Source organism: Marinobacter sp., assembly GCF_041690455.1.
GTDB lineage: Bacteria > Pseudomonadota > Gammaproteobacteria > Pseudomonadales > Oleiphilaceae > Marinobacter.
The window spans coordinates 1-3,998 of record NZ_JAWLHI010000134.1 but is presented as its reverse complement, the minus strand read 5'-3'; the positions used below and the strand labels follow the sequence as shown (position 1 = coordinate 3,998).

The following is a 3,998-nucleotide window of genomic DNA, read 5'->3' as shown; positions in this document are numbered from 1 at the left end:
CCGACTGCTTGCGGACGGGCTAACCAGCCAACTGGAAAAGGCGGGATTCAGCGTGGATGCCACCTTCTCCGCCAAAGAAGCGTCGGCGCTGGCCGATCACGAGGAATATCGCGCCGTGGTTCTGGATCTCGGGCTGCCGGACGGAAATGGTCTGGACGTGCTCCGGAAATGGCGAACGCGCGGCATCAGCTTCCCGGTCCTGATTCTGACCGCCCGCGGTGACTGGCAGGACAAAGTGAACGGCCTTAAGGCCGGGGCCGACGATTACCTGGCCAAACCATTCCAGACCGAGGAGCTGATTGCGCGGCTGAACGCCATCATTCGCCGGAGCGAGGGGCGGGTGCACTCACTGGTAAAGGCCGGCCATTTCGAACTGGACGAGAATCGCCAAAGCCTGAAACTGGCCGATGGCACAGTGCATAGCCTCACCGGAACCGAATTCCGTTTGTTGCGCTGCCTGATGAGCCGGCCAGGGCATGTTTTCTCGAAAGAACAGCTTATGGAACAGCTGTACAGCCTGAACGACAACCCCAGCGAAAACGTCATTGAGGCCTACATTCGAAGACTCCGGAAACTGGTAGGCACGGACACCATCTCGACACGACGTGGCCAGGGGTACCTGTTTAATGATCTGGTTTAGAAAACCGGTATCGGTCAAGGGAACCCTTCTGGCACTGCTGCTGCCGGCCGGCATTCTTCTGATGGCTCTCGCATGGCTGGTCCATGGCTTGCTGCTTGACCGCATGTCCCGCCAATTCGTGGAAACCCGGCTCAAGGACGAAGTCGCTTTTCTGGAACACCAGATTCGCGATTCCAGTGGTCGGCTGGACACCCTACAGACCGGTGATTATTTCCAGGAAGTTTTTCACCACGCATTCGCTATCCATTCCGACACCCGGACCATCATCTCCCCCGAGAATTGGGCACCGCTGTTGATGCCACTGGTGGAGTCCGGGGAGGAAGGTAGCCTGCGCGTCAGTGGCGCCGAAATTGCGGGGGCGCCCTCGGACATCCTTGCCTACCGGAAGTCCTTTCGCGTGGACGACCAGCCCATCGTGGTGATCGTTTCCGAAGACCTTGGTGCCTTGAGCCGCAGCCAGGCCGAGCTCCATGCCTGGACGGCTGTTGTTTCCCTGCTGCTGATCCTCCTGCTGGTTGGCGTTCTCTGGCTGGGCATCAACCTGTCCATGCGCCCCGTGGTGAGCCTCAAGGCAGCATTGAAGCGGCTGCAGGATGGCGAGATATCGCGGATTGATGTCAAGGCCCCCGAGGAGTTCCAACCTCTGGTACTGCAACTTAACCAGTTGCTCGACTCTTTGGACCAGCGGCTGGAGCGTTCCCGGGATGCGCTGGCGAATCTCTCCCACAGCGTTAAAACGCCCATCGCTGCCGTTCGCCAGATTCTGGAAGATACTGACCGCCCTCTCCCCAACGACCTCAGGCAACAAATGGCCGGCAGGCTCGACGATATCGACAGGCAACTCGAAGCAGAGATGCGCCGCAGCCGCTTCGCCGGCCCGCAGGTCGGCAAAAGCGCCTACCCTCTGAAACAGGCCCGGGATCTTCTCTGGATGCTCGGTCGGCTATACCCGGCAAAATCCTTCGAAATGTCCACCGTACTGACCGAAGAACGTCGCTGGCCCATCGAAGAGCACGACCTGAATGAAGTGTTGGGAAACCTCCTGGACAACGCCGGCAAGTGGTCCGAACGATTCGTGGAACTTGGCCTGAAAGAGGACGGCCAGGGATTTACCGTTACCGTTGAGGACGATGGCCCCGGCACTCCCCCGGATGCGCTGGAAACCCTCGGCACCCGCGGGCTGCGTCTGGACGAACAAACGCCGGGGCACGGCCTGGGGCTGGCCATCGTGCGGGAGATTACAGAACGCTATGGTGGTACCCTGAATTTCAGCTCCGGCTCGATCGGAGGATTCAAGGCAACGGTCCATTTTCCGGGTAATACCGGGGGGATAAGGCAGTGAAAATCGGTGAACTTGCAAAGACAACGGCCATTCCTGTTGAAACCATCCGCTACTACGAAAAAATCGGTTTGCTACCGGAACCGGACAGGGACAACAGTGGCTACCGTTCTTACCGCAGTGCTCATCTGGACCGCCTCCTCTTTATCAAACGCTGTCGCAATCTGGACATGGCCCAGGACGAGATCCGCGAGCTGATCCGGCTGGCCGAGCAACCGGAAGCGGATTGCAGCGAAGTCGATGCCCTGCTGGCTCGCCATCTGAATCACGTGCGGGAACGGCTGAAGGAGCTGGCGAGCCTTGAGGAAACTCTCGAGCAGCTTCAGGAAGCCTGTACCGATGGGCGCACTGTGCGCGAATGCGGCATTCTTGGCGGGCTTAGCACGGAGCTCGATACACCGGAACCCGAGGACCGCCACAACCACGTTCCCGGTACCCATGGGACTCGCCAGAACTGACGAATTTCAAAAATTTCTGCAGCAACTATTGACCCTGTAGCTACTACAGGGTTTTCAATAAGACCATCTGATCCAAGGAGGTCTTTATGGCGTGCAGTTGCTCCGCCCCCGAACCCAAATCCCCTGCCCCGGGCTTTCGCAAAGCGTTATGGATTGCCTTGTGGGTGAACCTGGCCATGTTTGTTGTGGAAGGCATTGCCAGCCTGTCATCCGGCTCGGTGTCGCTGATGGCCGATGCCATCGATTTCTTCGGCGACAGTGCCAACTATGTCCTGTCCCTGACCGTTCTCTCGATGGGCATGCTCTGGCGCGGACGCGCGGCCATGGTCAAAGGCATCACCATGACGGTGTTCGGCCTGGTGGTCTGGGCCAGGGCAGCCTGGGTGGTACAAGCGGGCATTACACCGGAGCCGCTGACCATGGGCGCAGTCGGCCTGCTGGCCCTTACTGCTAACGTGAGCGTTGCCGCCCTACTGTTCAAGTTCCGGGAAGGCGATTCCGACATGCGTTCGGTCTGGCTGTGCAGCCGGAACGACGCCATAAGCAACATCGCCGTTATGGTGGCCGCTCTGGGTGTGTTCGGCACTGGAACGGCCTGGCCGGATCTGATCGTTGCAGCGATCATGGGTACGCTGGCAATCACCGCCGGTATCAGCGTGGTGCGTCATGCCCGCAGCGACATTGCAGAAGCCAGGGCCTGCATCGTCGAACCGGCAGGGGCCGCTTCACAGAACCGTTAAAACGCCAGCGAAATCATCACCGGGATGAACGCCAGGGCAAACAGCGTAGTTAGCAATACGGTACCCGCTGCCTGCCTTGGCGAAGTATCCAACAGCGTGGCGATGACCACGGTGTTGGCGGCAATCGGGGTGATCGAAATCAGGAACATGGCCTTGTGCACCGCCGGTTCATAAATGCCCAGAACCGCTGAATCAACCCACCAGAACACGATGGCCACCAGCGGCCAGACCACGAACTTTCCGAAAAACGCCAGTGCGGTAAAACGAACATTGCCCGCCAGCCCACGGAAACTGGTGATGCTCATGCCGATGATCATCATGCCCAGAATGCTGTAGGCCCCGCGCAGGTTATCGAACAACGGCACGAAGATATCCGGGATGCCCACGCCAGACAGATTCAGTGCTACCGCGGCCACAAAGGCATACACCGAAGGCAGCTTCAGCACTCGCCAGAGGGCGTCCCTGATGCTGTAGCGGCCTCTTGCCGCCAGATAGAAACCCACGGAGTTCTCGAACAGCGTGGTACCCAGCATGCAGACAATGTAGAGCCCAAGTCCCTCCTCCCCGAACAACAAAAGAGCCACCGGCACCCCGAAGTACCCGGTATTTCCCGAGCCCACACAGAGGGGAATGATGTTGGCACTGCCATCGGAGAGAACCCTTTTCGCCAGCGCTAACTGGACTATCCCCAAAACCGAGGAGATTCCGCATACGAGAAACGGTAGCAGGATGACTTCCGGTGAGAGGGGCGCAGCCATTACCCCGGAAAACACCACCGAAGGCGTCACGATGTACAGCATGATGCCGGCAATATGGCGGCC

5 protein-coding genes are annotated in these 3,998 nt (G+C 59.1%); 4 read left to right on the top strand and 1 reads right to left on the bottom strand.

The genetic code is table 11. The features are described 5' to 3' along the window. The 4 genes from ACESMW_RS18565 to ACESMW_RS18550 form a co-directional block, all read left to right on the top strand. Positions 1-640, top strand: a 640-nt coding sequence (locus ACESMW_RS18565; RefSeq protein WP_372988448.1) for a response regulator transcription factor, incomplete at its 5' end; no start/stop codon positions are given. Beyond that, on the top strand, positions 627-1,982 hold the full coding sequence (locus tag ACESMW_RS18560; RefSeq protein ID WP_372988447.1) for a sensor histidine kinase: 1,356 nt from the start codon (positions 627-629) through the stop codon (positions 1,980-1,982). The genes ACESMW_RS18565 and ACESMW_RS18560, both read left to right, overlap by 14 nt. Then, positions 1,979-2,437, top strand: a complete 459-nt coding sequence (gene cadR / locus ACESMW_RS18555) for a Cd(II)/Pb(II)-responsive transcriptional regulator (RefSeq protein ID WP_372988446.1) — start codon at positions 1,979-1,981, stop codon at positions 2,435-2,437. Before ACESMW_RS18560 ends, cadR begins: the two co-directional genes overlap by 4 nt. An 86-nt stretch (positions 2,438-2,523) precedes the next feature. Next, entirely contained in the window at positions 2,524-3,177 is a 654-nt protein-coding gene (locus ACESMW_RS18550; protein WP_372988445.1) for a cation transporter, read from the top strand. Here the strand turns inward: ACESMW_RS18550 and ACESMW_RS18545 are convergent. Further along, the coding region (locus ACESMW_RS18545; RefSeq protein ID WP_372988444.1) for an AEC family transporter at positions 3,174-3,998 on the bottom strand (825 nt) is incomplete at its 5' end. The two genes, ACESMW_RS18550 and ACESMW_RS18545, sit on opposite strands and share 4 nt — an antisense overlap.